Here is a 19,473-nt window from a genome sequence, read left to right as displayed (position 1 = left end):
CCAATCGCTGAGCGCCGATCGCTGAACCACCGCACATCCCCGCAACACACCAACAAGAGACCGATATGAGCTTTATCCGACTGGGCGCCACCGAAGAAGACCAGGCCATTGCCGACGCCGTAGCCCGCTTTGCCGAAGAAACCCTGGCCCCCGTGGCCCAGGCCATGGACGAAGAAGCCTTCTCCGCCACACGCCACGTGCCCGGCCTGTCCGAGCTGGGCGTGATGGGCATGAACCTGCCCGAAAGCCTGGGCGGCCCCGGCGTCACGCCCACCGCCATGCTGATGTCGCTGGTGGCCATCTCGCGGGCCTGCGCAGCCACCTCGTCGATGATCGGCGCCCACTACCTGGGCACCGACGCCGTGCTGATTGGCGGCAGCGATGAACAGCGCCAGCAATGGCTGCCCCGCTGCGCCAGCGGCGAATGGCTGGCCGCCTTTGCGCTGACCGAACCCCGCGGCGGCTCGCACCCGGCCGACATGCGCACCAAGGCCGTGCGCGAAGGCGACGAGTACGTGCTGACCGGCGTGAAACACTTCATCTCCAACGCGGCCGAAGCCACCTTCATGGTGGTGTTTGCCAAGACGGACATGGACGCCGGCGCCCGTGGCGTGAGCGCCTTCATCGTGCCGCGCGATCTGCCCGGCATCCAGATCTCCTCGCCCGAAAAGCTGATGGGCATTCGCGGCGGCCATGCTTTCGAAGTGTCGCTCGACAACGTGCGCGTGCCCGCCGCCAACCGCCTGGGCGAAGAAGGCACGGGCTTCAAAATTGCCATGAAGGTGCTCGACAACAGCCGCCTCGACGTGGCCGCCACCTCGCTGGGCATTGCCGAGGCCGCGCTCAAAGCCGCTGCCGACTGGGCCAACCAGCGCCTGGTAGGCGGCGAGCCGCTCGCCACCAAGCAAGGCATCCAGTTCAAGCTGGCCGACATGAAGCTGCGCCTGGAAGCCGCCTGGGGCCTGACCATGCAAGCCCTGGCACTGCGCCAGGCCAAGCAGCCGTTCAGCCAGCAATCGGCCATGGCCAAGCTGTTCGCCTCCGAAATGGTGGGCTTTGTGACCGACGAGGCGCTGCAAATCCACGGCGGCTACGGCTACACACGCGAAATGCCACTGGAGCGCTATGTGCGCGACGCCCGCATTCTGCGCATCTACGAAGGCTCGTCCGAGATTCAGCGCACCATCATCGCCCGCGGCGTGCTCGCCGCTTAAATGGGTCCAGCGGATCAAGCCGATCAAGCGGCCTGATCGGCTCAGCGCACCCAACCGCGCCGCTCCCGCATGCGCCAACGCCCACACGGGCCTTGGCGCATAACCCGTCATACGCTGCTCGCGCTGCAAAACGCGCACAATAGACACTTTGCACCCTTGCGCCACCCGTGCTGCCAGGTGTGTCTTCCAACACCTTGGCCAGGCGCCGCGCCTGGCCCGTATCTGGTTAGCAGCAGCAGTGACTTCCCTTGCGCAAACCGTCCTGCAGGACGCCTTTGGTTATGAGCATTTTCGTGGATCGCAGCAGGCCATCGTCGAGCATGTGATCGGCGGCGGCGACGCGCTGGTGCTCATGCCCACCGGCGGCGGCAAAAGCCTGTGCTACCAGATCCCGGCCATCGTGCGCCAACAGCAAGAGCACGGCACCACCATCGTCATCTCGCCGCTGATCGCGCTCATGCAAGACCAGGTCAGCTCCATGCACGAGATCGGCGTGGAGGCCGCCTTCCTCAACTCCACGCTCGATTTCGACCAGACCCGCGATGTCGAAATGCAGCTGCTCTCGGGCGGCTACACCTTGCTCTATGTGGCACCTGAGCGCCTGAACACGCCGCGCTTTCTGGGCCTGCTCGACGAGCTGCACGCCATGGGCAAACTGGCGCTGTTCGCGATTGACGAAGCGCACTGCGTCAGCCAATGGGGCCACGACTTCCGCCCCGAATACCGCGAGCTCACCGTGCTGCACCAGCGCTATGCGGGCGTGCCTCGCATTGCGCTCACCGCCACCGCCGATGCGCTGACGCGCGCCGACATTGTGGAGCGCCTGCAGCTCGAAGGCGCACGCCAGTTCCAAAGCAGTTTTGACCGGCCCAACATCCGCTACACCATCGTCGAGAAAAAAGACGCCACCAGCCAGCTGCTGCGCTTTATCTCGCAAGAGCATGAAGACGAAGCCGGCGTGGTCTACTGCCAATCGCGCCGCAAGGTAGAAGAGCTGGCCGATGCGCTGGTGCAAGCGGGCATCAACGCCCTGCCCTACCACGCCGGCCTGCCGCCCGAAGTACGCCAGCAACACCAAAGCCGCTTCCTGCGCGAAGACGGCATTGTCATGGTGGCCACCATCGCCTTTGGCATGGGCATCAACAAGCCCGACGTGCGCTTTGTAGCGCACGTCGACATGCCCAAAAACATTGAAAGCTACTACCAGGAAACCGGCCGGGGCGGGCGCGACGGCCTGCCTGCCGACGCCTGGATGGCCTACGGCCTGCAAGACGTGGTGAACCAGCGCCGCATGATCGACGACAGCCCGGCCGAAGACAACTTCAAACAAGTCATGCGCGGCAAGCTCGACGCCCTGCTCGGCCTGGCCGAAGCCACCGACTGCCGCCGCGTGCGCCTGCTGGCCTACTTTGGCGAGCAATACGGCACCGGTGGTGACCGCGACTCGGCCCACCCCGAACTCGCTGCCGCCGCTGCCCACCTGGCGCCGCGCTACACCTGCGGCAGCTGCGACAACTGCATTCAGCCGCCCAAAACCTGGGACGGCACCGACGCTGCGCGCAAACTGCTGTCCACCATCTACCGCGCCCACGAGGCCAGCGACCTCACCTTCGGGGCCAGCCACATCATCGACATCGTGCGCGGCAAAGACACCGACAAAATGCGCCAGTTCGGGCACGACAAACTCTCCACCTTCGGCCTGGGCAACATGTACAGCGAAACCCAGCTGCGCGGCGTGCTGCGCCAGCTGCTGGCCGTGGGCGCGCTGAGCACCGAAAAAGTATTTACCGACGCCGGCTACAGCTTTGAAACCCTGGTGCTGTGCGACGGCTCGCGCGCCGTTCTGCGCGGCGAGCGTGCGGTAGAGCTGCGCGAATCCAGCGCCGCCAAAACCAGCCGCAGCCGCACGCGCAGCACCAAGCCTGCTGCCGCCGCACAAAACCTGGGGCCCGATGCGCAAGTACGCTTCATCAACCTCAAAGCCTGGCGCACCGAAGTCGCCAAAGAGCACAACCTGCCCGCCTACGTGGTGTTCGCCGACGCCACCCTGGCCGGCATTGCCGAGCGCAACCCGCAAACCCTGGACGATCTGCATGGCGTCAGCGGCATCGGCGTGAAAAAGCTCGAGGCTTATGGCGAGGCCGTATTGAAGGTGGTGCGGGCCAGCTAGACTGGCCTGATGAGCACTGCACCCTCCACCGCAAAAGCTGCCCTGGATCGCTGCCTGGATTGGGCCATTGCGAACGACGATTTCCGCAGCATCCAAGCCTGGCTCGATGCCGCTGCCCAGCCCGACCCCGGCCAAGCCTTGCTGGACACCTGCCTGCTGGCCGCCATAGAGACGAGCAACCTGTCTTGCGCCCAATGGCTGCTGCAAGCCGGTGCCAACCCCAATGCGCAAAGCAAATGGGGCGAGATACTCATCAACACCGCACCATCACAAGCCATGCTGGCTTTGCTGCTGCAGCATGGCGCCAACATGCACCTCGCACAGCGCGAAGTACAGCGCCTTTTGCTGGGCCTGCCCCGCGAACCTGACAGCGATCTGCTCGCTTGCAGCGAGGCCGATTTTCAGCAGCACCGCGCTCCCCGCTTTGGCGTGCACAACGCAGAAAACATCAGTTCCGACTTTCACCTGGCCATGATCGAATCTGGCGTTTGTGCCTTTGCGGCTGGCGAGCATTGGCGCTTTGAACGCTCGTTTCTGGATGCGCCCTGGCAACACATCTGGAACGCGCAGCGCAACGGCCAAAGCCTCACCCCACTGCCCGATGGCCGCTGGCTGCAAATCGGCGGCGAGCACGAAGACTCTTACGACCCGGATTTCTTCATCTACAACGATGTGATCGTGCACACGCCGCCGCACAAAAACCGCGGCTGGCGGCGCGAGGTCTACGCCTATCCCCGCGAGGTTTTCCCGCCTACCGATTTCCATTCCGCCACGCTGGTGGGGAACGACATCATCGTCATCGGCTGCCTGGGCTATGCCAACAAGCGCGTGCCCGGCCACACGCCGGTATACGCGCTGGACACCTTGTCCCTGCAGTTCCGCCCCCTGCCCTGCAGCGGGCCTGCGCCCGGCTGGATTCACCGCCACCAAGCAGTTCTGGCACGCCCTGGTGTGATTGCTGTCAGCGGTGGTGAGCAGGAAGGGGCCGATGGCGAATCGCAGGCGCTGCAGGGCTTGTGGGAGCTGGATCTGACGAGCTTGCACTGGGCTCGGCTTGGCTGAGCCAGGTAGGAATTTAATCCGTCAACTCTGATCGTGAGCGAATGCCCTGCTCATTGATTCGACAGCACCATTTAACGTGTGCACTCCAGTCTGAAAAATGGTTTTTTATGACGACGCCTTCTGCCAATAAATCGTCGCGTTCACCATCGGCATTTGCATCTTCCATCATCAGACGTACAGGCATGCCTTCAAACACGCTGTGCCAAACACCCTCTATGTCCATTCTTTGGTCGTGCTTGGAAAATAAAACAGTTTGCTCATCTACCATTTCATTGAAATCAACAGAAAAAACTGGAATATGCATCGGTAGACCTTTATGCCGTTAATGTACAGATTTAGGGGTTCCGCTGTTCTCAACACATTAGCACTTGAGAAATAGAAGGTACCCCTGACAAGAAAACCTCATAACAAAACTGCAAAGCTCTATTTATTATTGGCATGGGGCAATACAGGATCGTCAGTGGTGATTGCTGTGTTCACAGCATCCAGCCATTCCTCCCAAGCAGCCGGGTCCCCAGGGCTGCGGTCTTGCCATATGTGCCAAGACAAAGAACTGAGTATTCCACCCAGCTCATCAGACTTGGTGAGCTTGTATTCATTCTCTAAAAAGTAGTACATGGCGCGATACGCCTGTTCTAGGGTCAGCCTTGGTTCACTCGTCATGTTGCATATATCCTAGAACAATACTTCAAATCAGATGAGACAGAATTTCTGAATCAGCACCCTCAAAACAGTTGAGATATATTTCAGCAAGCTGATCGATGAATACTTGATCGACCTCGTAACGTAAGGCATCCCAGGCAAGCATTTCCCTTTCAGCAAGCATTTTCTCCAACTTCTCGGTCCCAGAAAAATGCAATACATCCCATATGATAGCCTCGAAAAACCTATCTTCTGAGAGATCTTCAAATATGGCTGATAAATTCTCTCCATCCAGTTTCTCAAAGCCATATTTATAAGTACCTGACACTTCTATCAGACCTGATTTCATATTTAAGCGAATGAAATCCGCGACAAGGTTCTTCCCAACAGCTTTAACTGATTCGTCATCTGTCAAGGAGAAGCCATTTATACTGACAGCAGTAATTTCATCCATGGCCGCAAAAATCAATTCGCTCTGTATCCATTTTTGAAGCTTGTACTTCTTTGCAGTCATGTCGGGGCCTTAGCCATTCATTTGGGATCAGTGGTTTATGCAGGATTCTCAAATTCCCATGAGAAATATCTAGCCAGCACCTGAACGGATTCTTCCCAGGTCGCTCTTTCTGATGAATCAACTATTCCAGCTATTTTTCTTTGAATCAAACTGAAATCAAAGTTTTCCACAAGCAGCATGTTTTTTAAATAACAGATATGCTCCCTGGACAATAGGTGTGCCAACCAAGTGGGCGTACAAATACCCACTTGAAATAAATGCCCGCCTTCTGCTCCTGCAGGGCCAATCAACAGAGTCAGCCATACACAAAAGTTGTGAGGTATTTCTGGCGAATATGCTTCCAGGTTCACAGTGCCAAAATTTATGTTTTTAAGAACAGGCTTGCTCATTTAGCTCCCCACATTAGCAGAGCAAGTCCGCACCAGCCCTCGAAATTCTTAATCACGGCGCACTTCCACCAAATCCCCCGTTTTTGCTACAAATAAAGGCCAATTACCGACCAGAGAAAAACCATGTTCACCGGTCTTTATATATTTGGCAGATTGGTAGGGGAATAACCAGCCATCTTCCACTTCATAAATCGCACTATCCACAATAACGCATTCATCATTTTTAATAGTGAAATTTTCTTTTATGAATGCTTCCGCCATTTCTCTCGCTTGGCTGGGTGTAATTAGCTTGCAGGCAGTCTCGCCCCGGCGCTGTAGATAGGCGTTGATCCATTCCTGGTCAAAACGCTTGTCGAGCTTCATCATGTCCAATATCTCGCGCCACTGCCAAACAATGCTTGTCCACCCTCTTCTTCTGTCAGAGCCCTGTTTTTCATAGTCCAGCCATTCCTGATCAGGGAACTTGCTTAAGGCTTGCTCACAACGCAAATACAAGATGTTGAAACAGTCTTTTTCAATATCATCCCAAATAAGGCCCTCGTTACCCTGGTATTCAAGACATTTTTCACTGCAGCCCAACTCGTCTGCTTTAAAAGATGCTTCTACTCGCTTAAAAATACATCTAAAAATAGTAGTCGTTGATACTATTACACGATTGCCAATAGGAACTGACGCATCATCACTGATATAAAGATGTTTACCGAATTTTCTCACCACAGTACCGTCACCTAAAACAGTGAAATTCTTGCTATCTAAACCCAGTGGTAATTCTGCCATTACAAACTCCAATATCTAGTTGTCCAATTTCATCAATAAAATCTGCGCAAAGCTGGATCAGGTGCCAGCAAAGGGCAATTTGCCCCATGTGGTGTGGCGAGTGTTTTATCGGGATCAAAAGATAGGGATTTGGCTAGCCCTGTGTCACATAAGGCTCGCAGCAGCGGCCTGGCCGCAAAGCTTTTACTCACTCAAACACTCACACCCGCTTACAGAAATTACCTAATTTCAGGGCTTGGCGGCGCCTGTTATTGACGTTGGGCAAGCACGCCGCTGTTCCATGTAACGATTGCATGAATACGTGTTTCAATCCGCTTCGATTTATTGCCGCTATTCAATCGACACAACAGCAGGAGAAACACCATGTGGAAACAATGGCTCGTAGCCGGCGCTTTGGCTGGCACCGGATTGGCCCAGGCTTTTACGCCGCAAACAGGCACTTGGGTCGTGACCAGCGAACTCAATGGCAAGCCCGGTCGCGGCTTGGCGATTGATGTGCAGGACAAAACCCTGGCCTTGCAGATGTATGCCTATGAGGCCAATGGCAGCGCCACCTTCTACCAAACCTCTGGCCCCCTGGTGGACAACCAGTACACCGGCACGCTGAACAAGTACCGAGGCGGACGTTACCTGGGCAGCGGTGACCGCACAGGCGTAGACAACGGCAATGAAGGCGTGGTGAAGATGCGCTTTGAATCGGGCACCAAGGGCTACGTCACTTTTCCGGGCGAGCCTGAAAAGGAAATTTCGCGCTTCCAATTTGCCTATGGTCCCAACGCGCAAAGCCTGGTGGGGCTTTGGCTGCTGACACCGCTGACGTCGGCCACGCCGCAATCGGATTTCGTCACGTTGGACACCTACCTGGGCGCCTCCGATTCCGGCACCGGCATGGTGGGCACGCGTGATGGCCGCTTTGGTTGCGACAACCTCGTACGCGGCCCCAATGCAGGCTGGGTTCTGTGTGTCAAGCTCAACCAGGCCAATCAGCTGGCACGCTCTTACTTCTTCAAATACATGGTCAACGACGGCGAAGGCCTTACGGGCAAGAACAGTGAACCAGCCGGCGATCTGCTGATCGTTCGCCGTCTCACTGACGACCGTGGCGATGGGCTGGGCATCATGTTCAAGAGTGCTGAAGACCAGGGTTCGGACGAAGCTGTCGACCCAACCGTGCTGCGCCAGGTTTTGGAGCAAACTGCAGCCCAGGTGGCGACGGACTGATCCAGCGCCAGCTCCCTTCCATCCGGCTGAGCCTGAGACATTCAGGCCTGCCGGATTTTTTGTGCTGAGCAGCGCCCCCAAAATCCGCGCTGCAACCCCAGCCGCAACACAGGTCTACACTGGCGCCTGTCATGTCTTCCTCTGCCCCTCCCCGCTTGTCGCTGCAAGCCCTGCAAAGTCCGATTGCCGGGCCATATTCACTCGACCTGCAAGTGGGTGAATGCATAGCGGTGATGGGCGCTTCGGGCGCGGGTAAATCGGTGCTGTTGCGGCTGATTGCCGACCTCGATCCGGGCAGCGGCGATGTGCTGCTCAACGGCCGATCGCGCAGCCAGTTCAGCGCGCCGGCGTGGCGCCAGCAGGTGATGTATTTGGCAGCAGAGCCAGCCTGGTGGAGCGATACGGTGATGGCGCATTTCCCCACCGGCAGCCAGACCGAGTTGCAGCGCCTGGCCTTGCAGTTGGGGCTGCGAGAGGGCTTTCTCGACATTCCGGTAGCGCAGCTCTCTACTGGCGAGCGCCAACGCCTGGCCTTGTTGCGCGGCCTGTTGCGCCAACCGCAGGTGCTGTTGCTGGACGAGCCGACGGCAGCGCTGGATGAGGCTTCAGTAGCTGCCGTAGAGCAATTGCTGCAAGCCCGGCAAGCCCAAGGCCTGAGCCTGCTGTGGGTCACCCATTCGCACGCGCAAGCGCAGCGCGTAAGCCAGCGCTGCCTGCGCTTGCACGACAAGCAGTTGTCACCTTTGGCCAGCGCTCAAGAGGTGGCCGCATGAACCAGACCATCCATTTGCAGTTCAGCGATTTGCTGATAGGCGCCTGTCTGGTGCTGGCCGCAGCCGGTGCATCCTGGTTGCTGCGGCTCAACCTGCAGCGCAAAGTGTTGTGGGCGTCGCTACGCATGGTGGTGCAGCTGCTCTTGGTGGGTTTTGTGTTGCGCCTGGTGTTCCAACACGCATCGCCTGCCATGACCTTGTTGGTGGTGTTGGTGATGATTGCTGCGGCCGCCCGCGAGGTGGCGGTGCGGCCGCACCAGCGCCTGGCGGGCCAAGGCAATTTGCGCATTGCCGGCCTGGTGGTGGCGCTGTCGAGCCTGTCGACCGTGGTGCTGGCTTTGTTGACCGCCGTGCGGCCCGATCCCTGGTTTGATGCGCGTTACGCGATTCCGCTGATGGGCATTGTGCTGGGCAGCGTGCTCAATTCGGCCAGCCTGGGGCTCGACAGTTTTTTTGATGGCGTGCGCCAAAGCCGTGCGGCGATAGAGGCGCAACTGGCGCTGGGCACGCCTATCCGCCAGGCCTTGGCCTCGCATACGCAAGCAGCGATTCGGCGCGGGCTGATCCCCATCATCAACCAGATGAGCGCGGCCGGCCTGATCACCTTGCCAGGCATCATGACGGGCCAGATTCTGGGCGGCATGGACCCGCTGGAAGCCGCCAAGTACCAGATTCTGCTGCTGTTCCTGCTGACCGGCGCAGGCATCATGGCCGCCGCTGGCAGCGTGTTGCTGGCCGCCAAGGCGCTGACCGATACGCGCCAGCGTTTGCGCCTGGATCTGCTGCACCCTCGTTAACCCGAGGCGCTGTATTTGCGCCATGTTTAGCCGCTATCCTGAGCGCATTTCGCCCACCAGGAAGACCATGGCAGTCAGCGTATTTGATTTGTTCAAGATCGGCATCGGGCCCAGCAGTTCGCACACCGTGGGGCCGATGCGCGCTGCGCATGCGTTTGTACAGCGCTTGCAGCGCCAAGGCTTGCTGGGCCAGGTGGCGCGGCTGCGCTGCCAGCTGTTCGGCTCGCTGGGCGCCACCGGCAGAGGCCACGCCAGCGACCGCGCCGTTATTCTGGGGCTGGCCGGCTACGCGCCCGACACGGTGGATGTGAACGCGGTGGACAGCATCATTGCGCAAGTACAAACGCAGCAGCAGTTGCTGCTGAATGGCGAGCACAGCATTGCTTTTGACCCCGCCACCGATCTGTTGCTGATAGGCGATGTGAGCCTGCCTTTTCACCCCAACGGCATGCGCTTTGAAGCCTGGGATGCACAGCGTGAGCTGCTTGATGCGCAGGCCTATTACTCGGTGGGAGGTGGCTTTATCGTCAGCGAAGAGGCTGCCCACGATACCGAGCGCCAGCAAAGCATTGCGCCCGATACCGAGGTGCTGCCGCTGCCTTTTCACAGTGCTGCGCAGCTGCTGCAACAAACGCAGGCGCAAAGCCAGTCGATCGCGCAGATCATGCGCACCAACGAGCGCCATTGGCGCAGCGATGCCGATATCGATGCCGGCCTGCTGAAGATCTGGCAAGCCATGCAAGACTGCGTGCAGCGCGGCTGCACCACGCCGGGCCGCTTGCCTGGTGGCCTGAACGTGAAGCGCCGCGCCGCCGGCTTTTACGAAGGGCTCACACAGCACAACGCCAGCGCCAATACCGACCCGCTGCAGGTGATTGATTGGGTGAACCTGTTTGCACTGGCCGTGAACGAAGAAAACGCGGCGGGCGGCCGTGTGGTGACAGCGCCTACCAATGGCGCGGCCGGCATTGTGCCCGCCGTGCTGCACTACTACTGGCGTTTTGTGCCCGGTGCCAACGAGGCTGGCGTAATCGACTTTTTGCTGACCGCCGGAGCGATCGGTATTTTGTACAAAGAGAACGCCTCCATCTCAGGCGCCGAAGTGGGCTGCCAAGGCGAGGTGGGCGTGGCCTGCTCCATGGCTGCCGCCGGTTTGTGCGCCGTGTTGGGCGGCACGCCCGCACAGGTAGAAAACGCCGCCGAGATTGGCATGGAGCACCACCTGGGCCTGACTTGCGACCCGGTTGCCGGCCTGGTGCAGGTGCCGTGCATTGAGCGCAACGCACTGGCCGCCGTCAAAGCCATCAACGCAGCGCGCATGGCACTGCGCGGCGACGGCTCGCATGTGGTGAGCCTGGACAAGGTGATCGAGACCATGCGCGCCACCGGTGCCGACATGATGAGCAAGTACAAGGAAACTTCGCTAGGCGGGCTGGCCGTGCACATCGTTGAATGTTGATTAGCTTCACCCCCTGAGTGGCTGCGCCACTTCGCTTGTGTCCTGGTGCGCCCGCTGGAGACGCCAGGCACACCCATGCCACCCTCTACAATCAGCCCCATGGCAATGCATTTTGATTTGGTGGACCTGCGCCTGATGGTGCATGTGGCAGACGCGAACAGCATGACGCGGGGGGCGGAGCTGTCGTTTATTTCGCTGCCTGCGGCGAGCACGCGTATCAAGAACCTCGAAGAGAGCATAGGCGTGAAGCTGCTCTACCGCACCAGCCAGGGCGTGACGCTGACGCTGCCCGGCCAGGCTTTTGTGCAGCATGCACGCACGGTGCTCGGCCAGATTGAGCATCTGCGTGGCGACATGCAAGAGTACGCACGCGGCATCAAAGGCCATGTGCGCGTGTTTGCCAACACCACGGCGCTGGGCGAGTTTCTGCCGCCCGTGCTGCGCACCTATTTGCGCAAGCACCCGGACGTGGATATCGACCTGCGCGAGCGCCTGTCCAACGACATCATCCGCGCGGTGGGCGAAGGCCAGACCGACATTGGCATTGTGGCCGGCCAGGTGCGCACCGAGAGCCTGGTCTCCATGCCGTACCGCAAGGACCACCTGATTCTGGTGGTCAACAACGAGCACCCGCTGGCCAAGCGCAAATCGGTGGCCTTTGCCGATACCCTGGATTACGACTACGTGGGCCTGCACGAATCCAGCGCCATCCACGCATTTTTACGCCAGCACAGCGACCTGCTGCACCGGCCCATCAAGCAACGCATTCAGGTGGGCAATTTCGAGGCTGCCTGCCGCATGATCGAAGCGGGCGTGGGCATTGGCATCCTGCCTGAATCGGCGGCCCGGCGCCACGCCAAGATCATGGACATCCGCATCATCCAGATCTCGGACGAATGGTCCAACCGCGAGATGCAGATTGTGGTGCGCAACCTCGAATCGCTGCCCTCGTTTGCCCGCGAACTGGTGGAGCTGCTGGTGGAAGATGGCGCCTCGCCCGACGATGCCACCAGCCCCGATGCAGACGTGCCCACCAGCAACTGATGGATTGAAGGCCCTGCAGCATGGCGTGCCCACTGCGTCGTGCAAGCGGCAGCCAGCACAGCGGCCCATGGCTATGCTGTGGCCCATCTCTGAATTCAGAACGAAAGCCTGCCCATGACTGCCATTTGGAAAAAGCCGATCTCGCTGGAAGAGCTGCGCGAGAAGGCGCGCAATACCGCGATTGAACACCTGGGGATCGAGTACCTGGAAATTGGTGACGATTACCTGGTGGGCCGCGTGCCCGTAGACCACCGCACGCACCAGCCTTACGGCCTGCTGCACGGCGGCGTGAGCGTGGTGCTGGCCGAAACCCTGGGCAGCGTGGGCGCCATGTTTTCTTCGCCACCTGAGTGGCGCTGCGTGGGCCTGGACATCAACGCCAACCACATTCGCGGCGTGCAAAGCGGCTGGGTCACCGGCACGGCGCGGCCCGTGCATATTGGTCGCACCACGCAGGTGTGGCAGATCGACATGGTGAACGACGAGGGCAAGCTGACTTGCGTGTCGCGCATCACCATGGCGATGTTAAACAACTAACCCCCCCTGAGGCGCTACGCGCCTTCCCCCAGGGGACGGCACCGCCGCTGCGAGGCGGCTCTTGCTGGGTGCCCTTGGATGGGGCGTGCCATGCGTAGTTGGTGCGCGGGCTGGCTTACTTGCTTGATTGGACAAGCCTCTTGGGTGCGTCTTGCCTGAACTTGCGGAGTAGCAAGCTGTAGGTGGCCTTTGGTGCAGACTGATATGCTGGCCTGTCACAAGTGCCAGCAACACCAAGAAATCCCATGACTACGCTTTCTGCACTAGATACCAATCCCATCCAAGCAGCGCATCCGGAAAGCTGGTTTGCCCAGAAGCTGACCACGATCGACGGCGTGAATCTGAAGTACCGCGTGATGCGCGATACGACCGCGTCCTTCCATGTTCACGACGAATCGCCCGAGTGCTTTTTTGTGCTCAGCGGCGAGGTGGTGATGGACACCGAGACGGGCTCCGTCACGCTGGGCCCAGGCATGTTTTACCGCGTTGAGCCCGGCATTTCTCACCGCTCCCGAGTCACCGGCGAGGCCACGCTGCTGGTGCTCGACAAGATGCCTGCTTAGGCCGCGTAAGCCACCGCAGCCAGCGCACGCGCCAGCTCCCAGGCGGGGTCGACCAGCGGCAGGCCAGCTACTTCGGCAGCGCCGGGCAAAGCCAGCGGGATTTCAGTGCAGCCCATGATCAGCGGCACATCGCCATGGCGCGCACGCATGGCCTGCGCCACTTGCGCAAAATCGCTGCGCGCCAGATCCAGCTTGTCGGCCTTCACGCCTTGGTAGATGCCGCGCATGAGCTGTTCACGCTCTGCATCTTGCGGCAGGTGGACGGTGATGCCGCAAGCGGCCAGCGCCTGATCGTACAGACCAATGCGGTAAGTGCCTTGCGTGGCCAGCAACATGCAAGCGCTGTGGCCTTGCTGCTGCAGGCGCTGCGCCACCACACGCGCAATGTGCAGCACCTGGATTTGCGGGTAAGCCTGTTGCAGGCGCTCGTGCCAGGCGTGGGCGGTATTGCAGGCCACGGCCACGGCCACAGCGCCTACGGCTTGCAGCTTGTCCATGCCGGCGCACATCATCGGGAACGGGTCTTGCGCTGTTTCGGGCGCCAGCAAGGCGGCGCTGCGGTCGGGGATGGGCAGCTGCGCCAGCCAGTGTTCGGGATAGGCCTGGTCGACCACGGTAGCGCCTCTGGCTTTCAGGTTTTCGGCGCAGGCCTGCACGAACAGGCGCACAAAATCTGCCCCTGCTGCCGGGCCCATGCCGCCCAGAATGCCTACCGTCTTCGATGTCATGCTTTTCCTCTTTTCCATAAGAAATGGCCCGTTGCCGGGCCATGGTCAAGCGCTAGCTGCTGCTACTGCGATCAGATAGCAGGCTTGTCGCTTTGTGCTGCCAGATTATCCTGCAGTTCCTTGTTCATCGGCAGGCCCAGGGCCTGGTTCTTGGGAGGAATAGGCTGCATGAACCACTTGTCGTAGAGCTTGGTGAACTCGCCCGACTTCATCATGCCGCCGATCACGCCGTCGACGATCTTCTTGAAAGCCGCATCGCCCTTGGGCAGCATGCAGGCGTAGGGTTCCACTTGCAGTGCATCGGCCACGATTTCGTACAGCGCCGGGTCCTTGGCGTTGGCCTTCAGGCCGTACAGCAGGATGTCGTCCATCGCAAAGCCGGCGGCACGGTCGTTTTCCATCAGCAGGAAGCCGTCGGCGTGGTCCTTGGCCTGGGTGATGTTGATGTCCAGCTTGTTGTCCGCGCTGTACTTGCGCACCACGGGCAGGTTGGTGGTGCCGGTGGTGATCGCCAGGGTCTTGCCCTTCAGATCAGCCCAGTTCTTGACGCCGGCGCTCTTCTTCACTGCCACGCGGGTGCCGGTGTAGAAGTAGTTGATGGCGAAATCCACGTCCTTGTTGCGGGCCGAGTTGTTGGTGGTGGAGCCGCACTCGAGCACGATGGTGCCGTTCTGGATCAGCGGAATGCGGTTGGCCGAGGTCACCGGTTGCCACTTGACCTTCAGGTCGGGCTTGCCGATTTCCTTGCGCACCACATCGGCCACGGCGTTGGAGATGTCGACCGAGAAACCGATCGCGTTCTGGCCACCGGCCAGGTAGCTGAAAGGCACCGAGGATTCACGGTAAGCAAAGGTGATTTCACCCGTTTCCTTGGCCTTGGACAGCACATCGGCGTGGGCCGCAGGCAGGCAGGCGATAGCGGCAGCAGCGCAAATCAGCGACGTAACAAACTTCATGGTGAAACCTCCTTGAATCAATCGATGGTGACAGTGTAGAAAGCACCCCTTTGCCCCGGCAATACCTTTTCGGGACAGTCCCATAACGCATGGTTATGGTGCTTGGTGTACTGCGATTTTGTAAAACCGCGTCACCTATAAGCAAACGGCATGCCCGATGCGCATATTGCTATGTGTCAACGCCAATGTAAACGCCTATATTCAAGGGTTTTCAGGGGGTCCCATGCAAGTTTGCATTCTTGGCGCAGGTATTGTGGGTTTGGCAGCCGCCTATGAGCTGCAACAGGCGGGACACCAGGTGACCGTGGTGGACCAGGCTGTGCACGGCGGCATGGGCACCAGCATGGGCAATGGCGCGCAGCTGAGCTACAGCTATGTGCAGCCGCTGGCCGACCCGTCAATCTGGAAGCAGCTGCCCAAGCTGCTGTTCAACCCTGATTCGCCGCTCAAGTTCCGCCTGCAGGCCGACCCGCAGCAATGGGCCTGGAGCCTGCAGTTCATGGCCGCCTGCAATGCCGAGCGCTCGGCCATCAGCACGCGCACTTTGCTGCAGCTGGCCGCGGTGAGCCGCCAGCACTTTGAAGCCATGCAAGAGCGGGTGCAAGGCAACTGGGATTTCTCAACCACCGGCAAGCTCGTGCTCTACCCCACGCAAGCCGGGGTAGATGCCGCCCGCCACCAGCTCGACGTGCAAAGCAAGCTGGGCAGCGCGCCCCAACGCATTGTGACGGCCGCAGAAGCCGTGGCGCTGGAGCCCGCACTGGCGGCCTACCAACCCAAGTTTGCCGGTGCCGTGCACACGCCCAGCGAATGCGCTGCCGACTGCTACAAGGTCTCACAACAGCTCGAAGCCTGGTTGCGCAGCCAAGGCGTGAAATTTTTGATGGGCACCCAGGTCAAAAGCCTGCGCCGCGAAGGCGGCAGCAACGGCAAGATCGTGGCAGTGCAAACCAGCCAGGGCGACATCACGGCCGACCACTACATGGTGGCGCTGGGCGTGGACAGCGTGGCCCTGTGCAAGCCGCTGGGCGTAAACGTGCCGGTGTACCCGCTCAAGGGCTACAGCCTGACCTTGGACGTTGCCCAAGCAGGCAACAAAGCGCCCAGCGTCAGCATTACCGACAGCTCGCGCAAAGTGGTTTTCGCCCGCATTGGTGAGCGCCTGCGCGTAGCCGGCATGGTGGAGCTGGTGGGCCACAACCTGAGCATCCCCCAAGACAAAATCCAGAGCCTGTGCGATTCAACCGAAGCCGTCTTCCCCGGCTGCAGCGATTTCGCCGAAGTGCAGCCCTGGGCCGGCCTGCGCCCAGCCACACCTACAGCCGTACCCATTGCCAAGCAAGCCGGCGCCAGCAACCTGTGGCTCAACACCGGCCACGGCGCGCTCGGCTTTACCTTGGCCTTTGGTACGGCCACGCAGCTGGCGCAGCAGATCAGCCAAGCTGCCTGATCACGGATACTATTGATTTGATAGCTGCTAGAGCGCTCTGGATGAACGCCAGCAGCTGTCTTTATTGAATATGCATTCCTACCCTGGTGCACAAAACAGCTGCGGTCAAACAGCTGCGCATCCAGAGGGTTCGGCAGGCGCACATCACCCCAGCCAGGCACGCCATTAGCGCGCTCTTCAAAACCACGTTTGATCTGCGCAATCAACACAATAACCAGCTGCCGCTCCTGCGCCAAACGCCTGAGCGCTGCCACCTGTTGCATTAACGGTGGCTGGTGGCGCTGTTGGTCGAGCAGCTGCAAGTAGTCGATGACCACCACCGTACCAGATGTAGCGCCACGCAACTGAGCTTGTACATAGTCCGCGCAAATATCGTCCGAACAATCCCACCGAAAACGCGACTGCCACAGCGCAGTATCCGCGTCGGTCACCGTCATCAAGGTTTGTACTTGCGCGGGGGTGCAATCGAGTGAAAAGAACACCGCATTGTGCCCGCTGCGCATGGCCTGCGCCATCAGCGCAAAGCCTATGCGCGTTTTTCCTTGCAAGGGTCTGGCTGCCAGCAACAACAACTGACCTGGTTGCAACTGCTGCGCCAGTTGAAGCACCGGATCAGACGCTACACGACGCGCGACCAGCAAACTCCACCGGCCAAAACCATGCTGCTGGGCGGTCTCATCTAAGGCCTGGTGCAGCGGAATGCTGTTATGCCGGGCACGTTGCCTAGCCTGGCGTTTCAGCACATACAGCGGATCGGATAACGAGCTCATTTCCATGGTCAACCTCCTGTGTCAGGCTGCTGAGCAATCCCTACTTATGCACATCGCCTACAAGCAGGTTGGATGGTAATTGCCCTGCACAAACGGTGCTGCCCCAAGCGGAGGGAGGCGGCGCGGGCCACGCGCGGTCACCAATCTTAGCGCAAGGTTTTACAGGTATGCCGCCAGCACTTTCTGCATCTCGCGCGTGATCGCTTTTACCAACAGAGAATTGGGCTGCGAAGCCGAGCGGATAGCGTTCACCGGCACCTGCAGCTCAGGCGCCAGCGCCAGCACATCGACCTTGTTCTGATCGGCCGACAAAGCCGTGCAGCCATCGACAATCGCCACGCCCAAACCGTGGTGCGCCATGGCCAAAGCGGTGTGGTAGGTTTGCACGGTGACAAAGTGGTTCAGGCCCACACCCGATTCGCGGCTCAGCTGGGTGAGCAGCATGCCCACCGGGTCTTGCGCGTCGAGGCTGATGGTGGGCACGCCGGTCAAGTCATCCAGCGCCAAACTGCCGCCACGCAGCTTGAAGGGCGGCAACATGCCCTTGGGCACAATGCACATCATCGGTGCGCGAGCCAGGTTCTCTTGCTGCAAAGTGGGCTGCTGCACATTGCTCAGCACAAAGCCCACATCGGCCTCTTGCATCACCAGCGCCTGCACGATCTGCGGCGAATGCAAGGATTGCAACGTGACCGTGACATTGGGGTGCTTGTGCTTGAACTGCGCCAGCGCACGCGGCAGCACCTCGTGGCTCAGTGCCAGCACACTGGCAATGCGCAGCTCATCGGTAGCGCGGCCCTTGCGCAGGCTGTCGGCCAGGCGCTGCACTTCTTCCAGCTGGCCAAACAGCTTTTCCATGTGCGGCAGCAAAGCCAGCGCTTCGCTGGTGGGCGTGAGCCGGCCTTTGCTGCGCTGAAAAAGTGCAAAGCCCAGCTGCAGCTCGGCATGCTGCAAAGTGCGGCTGACAGCCGGCTGCGAGATGTTGATGAGCCGCGCCGCCGCGCTCACGCTGCCGGTGTGCATCACCGCGTTGAAGACTTCGATATGGCGCAAACGCATGGCAGCTCCCCTGGCTCGGTCCGTGGCTATCAATGCTCGCTGGCGGCGTCTTGCGCCTGCATGCGGGCGAGGCGCTCGCTCTTCCAGTACACATCGTCGCCACCATCCACGCGGTTGAGCACACGCGCCAGCACAAACAGCAGATCGGACAGGCGGTTCAAATACTGGCGCGGTGCGGGCCGCATGGCCTCAGCCTCTTGCAAAGCCACCACCATGCGCTCGGCACGGCGCGCCACCGTGCGGCACACATGCGCTTGCGAGGCGGCGCGCGTGCCCGCAGGCAAGATGAATTCTTGCAAGCGCGGCAGTTGCGCGTTGTAGTGCGCCAGCGCGTTGTCGAGCTGCAGCAGCGCATCGTCCTTGAGCAACTCATAGCCGGGCATAGACAGCTCGCCGCCCAGATTGAAGAGCTGGTGCTGGATATCGACCAGCAGCTCGCGCACATCGGCGGGCAGGTTTTCGCACAAGAGCAAACCGATGTGCGAGTTGAGCTCGTCCACATCGCCCATGGCGTGCGGGCGGCCGCTGGCCTTGGAGACGCGCGTGTTGTCGCCCAGGCCAGTGGTGCCGTCGTCGCCGGTACGGGTTGCAATTTGGGAGAGTCGGTTTGCCATCGGTAGTCCTTGTCGAGCTTGCGTAAACGGGGCCTATTTTCTGTTACCAGCCACCGCAATTGAGGAGACCTGGAAACAGATTGCAAAAATGATAGCGCACCACGCTTATTTGGTATGCAATAGAGCCCTGTCTGACTCCTACCAGGAAACGCAGATGTCTGCATCCCGATTCACCCATCCGTTTGACGCCCGCAGCGTGCTCTTGTTCGCCTCGATCGCCGTCGGCTCGGCCCTGGCCCAAGCCCAGCCCGCGCCCGGCAACGCCGCACAGTCCAGCGCGGGCGCCAGCAGCAGCCACCGCGCAGTGCCCGCCGAACGCACAATCAGCCCAGCTGACCCACGCCGCCACCTGGCCCGCCAACCGGCCAAAAAGAACCTCTAAGAGCCCCCAGACCCGAACTCTCCCTCCCCGCTACGGCGGGGTTTTTTATTTGCGTTTACGCAATAGAGGGCGCTGAACAGACGATCTCGCAGGCTGTTGGCTGTTCAGGATGTCCTTCCCACCCCTTTCAGCCAGCGCCTGCGATCTCAGCAAATGCCGGCGGTTTGGCTGCCGCAGGACAGCCAAACTTCGTGAACTGACTTGCGCCAGCTGTTTGAACGGAGCGCCTTGGCGCGGAGTGAGTTTTGGCGCACGCCGGCATTTGCTGTGAGCGCAGGTTGCCCCGATTGCCCCGCTTCGCGGGGCAATCGGGGACGCTGGATGTAGGGCACGTTTCTTTGCCTCCTTTCTT

At 60.1% G+C, this 19,473-nt stretch carries 21 protein-coding genes and 1 pseudogene; 12 read left to right on the top strand and 10 right to left on the bottom strand.

Annotation, left to right across the window (positions count from 1 at the left end):
* Positions 1–65 precede the first annotated feature (65 nt).
* From ACFIQF_RS05770 to ACFIQF_RS05760, 3 genes are all read left to right on the top strand, one after another.
* Positions 66–1,214: an acyl-CoA dehydrogenase family protein gene (locus ACFIQF_RS05770; RefSeq protein ID WP_393940984.1), complete on the top strand. Its 1,149-nt coding sequence runs from the start codon at positions 66–68 to the stop codon at positions 1,212–1,214.
* A 238-nt stretch (positions 1,215–1,452) separates the two neighbouring features.
* A complete protein-coding gene (locus ACFIQF_RS05765) occupies positions 1,453–3,384 on the top strand; it encodes a RecQ family ATP-dependent DNA helicase (RefSeq protein ID WP_393940982.1) in 1,932 nt (643 codons plus the stop codon).
* Between the two features lie 9 nt (positions 3,385–3,393).
* The gene (locus tag ACFIQF_RS05760) at positions 3,394–4,446 is read left to right on the top strand and encodes an ankyrin repeat domain-containing protein (protein WP_393940980.1); all 1,053 of its coding nucleotides are present in this window, start codon (positions 3,394–3,396) and stop codon (positions 4,444–4,446) included.
* Between the two features lie 13 nt (positions 4,447–4,459).
* On the opposite strand, the gene ACFIQF_RS05755 is transcribed toward ACFIQF_RS05760, so the two are convergent.
* From ACFIQF_RS05755 to ACFIQF_RS05735, 5 genes are all read right to left on the bottom strand, one after another.
* The gene (locus ACFIQF_RS05755; protein ID WP_393940978.1) at positions 4,460–4,750 is read right to left on the bottom strand and encodes a hypothetical protein; all 291 of its coding nucleotides are present in this window, start codon (positions 4,748–4,750) and stop codon (positions 4,460–4,462) included.
* A 119-nt stretch (positions 4,751–4,869) separates the two neighbouring features.
* On the bottom strand, positions 4,870–5,109 hold the full coding sequence (locus ACFIQF_RS05750; RefSeq protein WP_393940976.1) for a hypothetical protein: 240 nt from the start codon (positions 5,107–5,109) through the stop codon (positions 4,870–4,872).
* Between the two features lie 25 nt (positions 5,110–5,134).
* Positions 5,135–5,602 carry a hypothetical protein gene (locus tag ACFIQF_RS05745; protein WP_393940974.1) on the bottom strand — a complete coding sequence of 156 codons (468 nt, stop codon included), beginning with the start codon at positions 5,600–5,602 and terminating at the stop codon, positions 5,135–5,137.
* A gap of 35 nt (positions 5,603–5,637) precedes the next feature.
* Positions 5,638–5,991 (bottom strand): immunity 8 family protein, encoded by a 354-nt coding sequence (locus ACFIQF_RS05740; protein WP_393940973.1) that lies wholly within the window; start codon positions 5,989–5,991, stop codon positions 5,638–5,640.
* A 48-nt stretch (positions 5,992–6,039) separates the two neighbouring features.
* Positions 6,040–6,768, bottom strand: a complete 729-nt coding sequence (locus tag ACFIQF_RS05735; protein ID WP_393940971.1) for a YrhB domain-containing protein — start codon at positions 6,766–6,768, stop codon at positions 6,040–6,042.
* A gap of 363 nt (positions 6,769–7,131) precedes the next feature.
* Between ACFIQF_RS05735 and ACFIQF_RS05730 the strand changes: the two genes are divergently transcribed.
* From ACFIQF_RS05730 to ACFIQF_RS05700, 7 genes are all read left to right on the top strand, one after another.
* The gene (locus ACFIQF_RS05730) at positions 7,132–7,989 is read left to right on the top strand and encodes a hypothetical protein (protein ID WP_393940969.1); all 858 of its coding nucleotides are present in this window, start codon (positions 7,132–7,134) and stop codon (positions 7,987–7,989) included.
* A 131-nt stretch (positions 7,990–8,120) separates the two neighbouring features.
* Positions 8,121–8,762, top strand: a complete 642-nt coding sequence (locus ACFIQF_RS05725; protein WP_393940967.1) for an ABC transporter ATP-binding protein — start codon at positions 8,121–8,123, stop codon at positions 8,760–8,762.
* Positions 8,759–9,559, top strand: a complete 801-nt coding sequence (locus tag ACFIQF_RS05720) for an ABC transporter permease (protein ID WP_393940966.1) — start codon at positions 8,759–8,761, stop codon at positions 9,557–9,559. Before ACFIQF_RS05725 ends, ACFIQF_RS05720 begins: the two co-directional genes overlap by 4 nt.
* Positions 9,560–9,626: 67 nt before the next feature.
* Positions 9,627–11,018, top strand: a complete 1,392-nt coding sequence (locus tag ACFIQF_RS05715) for an L-serine ammonia-lyase (protein WP_393940964.1) — start codon at positions 9,627–9,629, stop codon at positions 11,016–11,018.
* Between the two features lie 99 nt (positions 11,019–11,117).
* On the top strand, positions 11,118–12,062 hold the full coding sequence (locus ACFIQF_RS05710) for a LysR family transcriptional regulator (protein ID WP_393940963.1): 945 nt from the start codon (positions 11,118–11,120) through the stop codon (positions 12,060–12,062).
* 114 nt (positions 12,063–12,176) lie between these two features.
* Positions 12,177–12,599, top strand: coding sequence for a hotdog fold thioesterase (locus ACFIQF_RS05705; RefSeq protein WP_393940962.1), 423 nt, complete (start codon positions 12,177–12,179; stop codon positions 12,597–12,599).
* Positions 12,600–12,844: 245 nt separating this feature from the next.
* Positions 12,845–13,162 carry a cupin domain-containing protein gene (locus tag ACFIQF_RS05700; RefSeq protein WP_393940960.1) on the top strand — a complete coding sequence of 106 codons (318 nt, stop codon included), beginning with the start codon at positions 12,845–12,847 and terminating at the stop codon, positions 13,160–13,162.
* On the opposite strand, the gene ACFIQF_RS05695 is transcribed toward ACFIQF_RS05700, so the two are convergent.
* On the bottom strand, positions 13,159–13,890 hold the full coding sequence (locus tag ACFIQF_RS05695; protein ID WP_393940959.1) for an aspartate/glutamate racemase family protein: 732 nt from the start codon (positions 13,888–13,890) through the stop codon (positions 13,159–13,161). The genes ACFIQF_RS05700 and ACFIQF_RS05695 overlap by 4 nt on opposite strands.
* A 71-nt stretch (positions 13,891–13,961) precedes the next feature.
* Positions 13,962–14,846 carry an amino acid ABC transporter substrate-binding protein gene (locus ACFIQF_RS05690; RefSeq protein ID WP_393940958.1) on the bottom strand — a complete coding sequence of 295 codons (885 nt, stop codon included), beginning with the start codon at positions 14,844–14,846 and terminating at the stop codon, positions 13,962–13,964.
* Between the two features lie 223 nt (positions 14,847–15,069).
* Here ACFIQF_RS05690 and ACFIQF_RS05685 point away from each other — a divergent pair, with 223 nt between their 5' ends.
* Positions 15,070–16,296, top strand: a complete 1,227-nt coding sequence (locus ACFIQF_RS05685) for a D-amino acid dehydrogenase (RefSeq protein ID WP_393940956.1) — start codon at positions 15,070–15,072, stop codon at positions 16,294–16,296.
* 83 nt (positions 16,297–16,379) lie between these two features.
* Here the strand turns inward: ACFIQF_RS05685 and ACFIQF_RS05680 are convergent.
* From ACFIQF_RS05680 to ACFIQF_RS05670, 3 genes and pseudogenes are all read right to left on the bottom strand, one after another.
* Positions 16,380–17,066, bottom strand: a pseudogene (locus tag ACFIQF_RS05680) (DNA helicase); the annotation flags it as partial.
* A gap of 159 nt (positions 17,067–17,225) precedes the next feature.
* Positions 17,226–18,125, bottom strand: coding sequence for a LysR family transcriptional regulator (locus tag ACFIQF_RS05675; protein WP_393940955.1), 900 nt, complete (start codon positions 18,123–18,125; stop codon positions 17,226–17,228).
* Between the two features lie 29 nt (positions 18,126–18,154).
* A complete protein-coding gene (locus ACFIQF_RS05670; protein ID WP_393940953.1) occupies positions 18,155–18,739 on the bottom strand; it encodes a cob(I)yrinic acid a,c-diamide adenosyltransferase in 585 nt (194 codons plus the stop codon).
* A 154-nt stretch (positions 18,740–18,893) separates the two neighbouring features.
* On the opposite strand from ACFIQF_RS05670, the gene ACFIQF_RS05665 reads away from it, so the two are divergent.
* Positions 18,894–19,121, top strand: coding sequence for a hypothetical protein (locus ACFIQF_RS05665; protein ID WP_393940951.1), 228 nt, complete (start codon positions 18,894–18,896; stop codon positions 19,119–19,121).
* The last annotated feature ends 352 nt before the right edge of the window (positions 19,122–19,473 follow it).

The organism is Comamonas trifloxystrobinivorans (genome assembly GCF_043359985.1).
Classification (GTDB): Bacteria; Pseudomonadota; Gammaproteobacteria; order Burkholderiales; family Burkholderiaceae_C; genus Comamonas; species Comamonas trifloxystrobinivorans.
Note: the sequence above shows the minus strand (reverse complement) of the source record. Positions and strands in the feature narration are given on the sequence as shown.

What these genes read in the sequence shown, in the direction of transcription:
- ACFIQF_RS05770 (WP_393940984.1), top strand. Translation starts at nt 66, where the DNA reads ATGAGCTTTATCCGACTGGGCGCCACCGAAGAAGACCAGGCCATTGCC.
- ACFIQF_RS05760 (WP_393940980.1), top strand. Translation starts at nt 3,394, where the DNA reads ATGAGCACTGCACCCTCCACCGCAAAAGCTGCCCTGGATCGCTGCCTG.
- ACFIQF_RS05755 (WP_393940978.1), bottom strand. Translation starts at nt 4,750, where the DNA reads ATGCATATTCCAGTTTTTTCTGTTGATTTCAATGAAATGGTAGATGAG.
- ACFIQF_RS05750 (WP_393940976.1), bottom strand. Translation starts at nt 5,109, where the DNA reads ATGACGAGTGAACCAAGGCTGACCCTAGAACAGGCGTATCGCGCCATG.
- ACFIQF_RS05745 (WP_393940974.1), bottom strand. Translation starts at nt 5,602, where the DNA reads ATGACTGCAAAGAAGTACAAGCTTCAAAAATGGATACAGAGCGAATTG.
- ACFIQF_RS05740 (WP_393940973.1), bottom strand. Translation starts at nt 5,991, where the DNA reads ATGAGCAAGCCTGTTCTTAAAAACATAAATTTTGGCACTGTGAACCTG.
- ACFIQF_RS05735 (WP_393940971.1), bottom strand. Translation starts at nt 6,768, where the DNA reads ATGGCAGAATTACCACTGGGTTTAGATAGCAAGAATTTCACTGTTTTA.
- ACFIQF_RS05730 (WP_393940969.1), top strand. Translation starts at nt 7,132, where the DNA reads ATGTGGAAACAATGGCTCGTAGCCGGCGCTTTGGCTGGCACCGGATTG.
- ACFIQF_RS05725 (WP_393940967.1), top strand. Translation starts at nt 8,121, where the DNA reads ATGTCTTCCTCTGCCCCTCCCCGCTTGTCGCTGCAAGCCCTGCAAAGT.
- ACFIQF_RS05720 (WP_393940966.1), top strand. Translation starts at nt 8,759, where the DNA reads ATGAACCAGACCATCCATTTGCAGTTCAGCGATTTGCTGATAGGCGCC.
- ACFIQF_RS05715 (WP_393940964.1), top strand. Translation starts at nt 9,627, where the DNA reads ATGGCAGTCAGCGTATTTGATTTGTTCAAGATCGGCATCGGGCCCAGC.
- ACFIQF_RS05710 (WP_393940963.1), top strand. Translation starts at nt 11,118, where the DNA reads ATGGCAATGCATTTTGATTTGGTGGACCTGCGCCTGATGGTGCATGTG.
- ACFIQF_RS05705 (WP_393940962.1), top strand. Translation starts at nt 12,177, where the DNA reads ATGACTGCCATTTGGAAAAAGCCGATCTCGCTGGAAGAGCTGCGCGAG.
- ACFIQF_RS05700 (WP_393940960.1), top strand. Translation starts at nt 12,845, where the DNA reads ATGACTACGCTTTCTGCACTAGATACCAATCCCATCCAAGCAGCGCAT.
- ACFIQF_RS05695 (WP_393940959.1), bottom strand. Translation starts at nt 13,890, where the DNA reads ATGACATCGAAGACGGTAGGCATTCTGGGCGGCATGGGCCCGGCAGCA.
- ACFIQF_RS05690 (WP_393940958.1), bottom strand. Translation starts at nt 14,846, where the DNA reads ATGAAGTTTGTTACGTCGCTGATTTGCGCTGCTGCCGCTATCGCCTGC.
- ACFIQF_RS05685 (WP_393940956.1), top strand. Translation starts at nt 15,070, where the DNA reads ATGCAAGTTTGCATTCTTGGCGCAGGTATTGTGGGTTTGGCAGCCGCC.
- ACFIQF_RS05675 (WP_393940955.1), bottom strand. Translation starts at nt 18,125, where the DNA reads ATGCGTTTGCGCCATATCGAAGTCTTCAACGCGGTGATGCACACCGGC.
- ACFIQF_RS05670 (WP_393940953.1), bottom strand. Translation starts at nt 18,739, where the DNA reads ATGGCAAACCGACTCTCCCAAATTGCAACCCGTACCGGCGACGACGGC.
- ACFIQF_RS05665 (WP_393940951.1), top strand. Translation starts at nt 18,894, where the DNA reads ATGTCTGCATCCCGATTCACCCATCCGTTTGACGCCCGCAGCGTGCTC.